Below are 1,313 nucleotides of genomic sequence, written 5' to 3'. Positions count from 1 at the left end.
GCTTCTTGTCCCAGCACTCGCCGATATTCGGGCAGCCGGCTTCCTCGCAGACGGTGACGAGCTTGTGCTCCTTCACGATCGCGCGCGTCTCGGCATAGCCTTTGGAGGTCGGCGCCTTGACGCGGATCCAGTCCGGCTTGCGCATGACTTCCGTATCCGGCCGATGCGCCTTTTCCGGATGGCGCACGCGCTTGGCGTCGGGATTGATCGTATCGAGAATGGTCACCATTGCAGTTTCAGCTTTCCGCCGCCCTTAAAGCGGCATCATCTCTTCGATCTAGCGCCGCACCAGCCGCGCAAGGAATATCAGCAGGCAGGCGCCAAGGAAACCCGTGACGAAGTAACCGAGCCGTCCGCCGGCAAGTTGGACATGGAACTGGGCGAGGATGGCGGTGGCGACGACCGAGCCGACGATGCCGAGCACGATGTTCAGGAAAATCCCGTATCGTGCATCCATCAGCTTGCCGGCGAGCCAGCCCGCGAACCCGCCGATGATGATTGCCGAAATCCAGCCCACGCTCTCCATGTCTGCCCTTCCCCCTAAGCGACTGCCCTGGCAACCAGCACCACGATGATCGCGCCGACGGTGGCGTGGATGATCTGCACGACAAGGGCATTTTCAATGCCCAGCGAAATGCCCAGCGCGCTGAACAGATAGCCGCCGACGAAGGCGCCGATGATGCCGCTGAGAAGACATCTGATCAAGCCGCCGCCACCGACGACCAGACTTGCGAGGAAGCCTGCCACCAGGCCGATCAGCAAAAACACCAGCAACGCCTGCGTCTCCATGGACATGATGATTTCCTTTCGTTTTTTCTACCCCGGAGCGGCTTAAGCCATCACGGAGGACAGCTTCGTCGCCTGAGGGACGGCTTCGCCGCCTGAGGGACGGCTTCGCCGCCCTGGGATAAAGGGCGGCCCTGGAAATTATCAAGCGTTCAGCACACGGCCATAGGCATCGAGCACCGCTTCCTTCATCGTTTCGGAGACCGTCGGATGCGGGAAGATCGTGTGCATCAGCTCTTCCTCGGTCGTCTCGAGGTTCATCGCAACGACGAAGCCCTGGATAAGCTCGGTGACTTCGGCGCCGACCATATGGGCGCCGAGAAGCTCGCCGGTCTTCTTGTCGAAGATCACCTTGACCATGCCCTGGTCTTCGCCGAGCGCGAGCGCCTTGCCGTTGGCGGCGAAGGAGAAGCGGCCGCCGCGGATGTCGCGGCCGAGCTCCTTGGCCTTGGCTTCGGTGAGACCGACGGAAGCGACCTGCGGGTTGCAATAGGTGCAGCCGGGAACCTTGCCCTTGTCGGTCGGAT

The 1,313-nt window shown here is 61.8% G+C and carries 2 protein-coding genes and 2 pseudogenes; all 4 read right to left on the bottom strand.

The features are described from left to right. Positions 1 to 229 (bottom strand): annotated as a pseudogene (locus CO655_RS33135) (lipoyl synthase); the annotation flags it as partial. 48 nt (positions 230 to 277) lie between these two features. Then, positions 278 to 526, bottom strand: coding sequence for a GlsB/YeaQ/YmgE family stress response membrane protein (locus CO655_RS33130; protein ID WP_097609244.1), 249 nt, complete (start codon positions 524 to 526; stop codon positions 278 to 280). A gap of 14 nt (positions 527 to 540) precedes the next feature. Continuing rightward, positions 541 to 795 (bottom strand): GlsB/YeaQ/YmgE family stress response membrane protein, encoded by a 255-nt coding sequence (locus tag CO655_RS33125; RefSeq protein WP_011425215.1) that lies wholly within the window; start codon positions 793 to 795, stop codon positions 541 to 543. Positions 796 to 930: 135 nt separating this feature from the next. Beyond that, positions 931 to 1,313, bottom strand: a pseudogene (locus CO655_RS33120) (dihydrolipoyl dehydrogenase); the annotation flags it as partial.

The organism is Rhizobium sp. M1 (assembly GCF_002531805.1).
Classification (GTDB): domain Bacteria; phylum Pseudomonadota; class Alphaproteobacteria; order Rhizobiales; family Rhizobiaceae; genus Rhizobium; species Rhizobium etli_C.
This window is presented reverse-complemented; position numbering and strand designations above follow the sequence as displayed.

Coding starts and splice junctions, on each gene's coding strand:
- CO655_RS33130 (WP_097609244.1), bottom strand. CDS start 526: ATGGAGAGCGTGGGCTGGATTTCGGCAATCATCATCGGCGGGTTCGCG.
- CO655_RS33125 (WP_011425215.1), bottom strand. CDS start 795: ATGTCCATGGAGACGCAGGCGTTGCTGGTGTTTTTGCTGATCGGCCTG.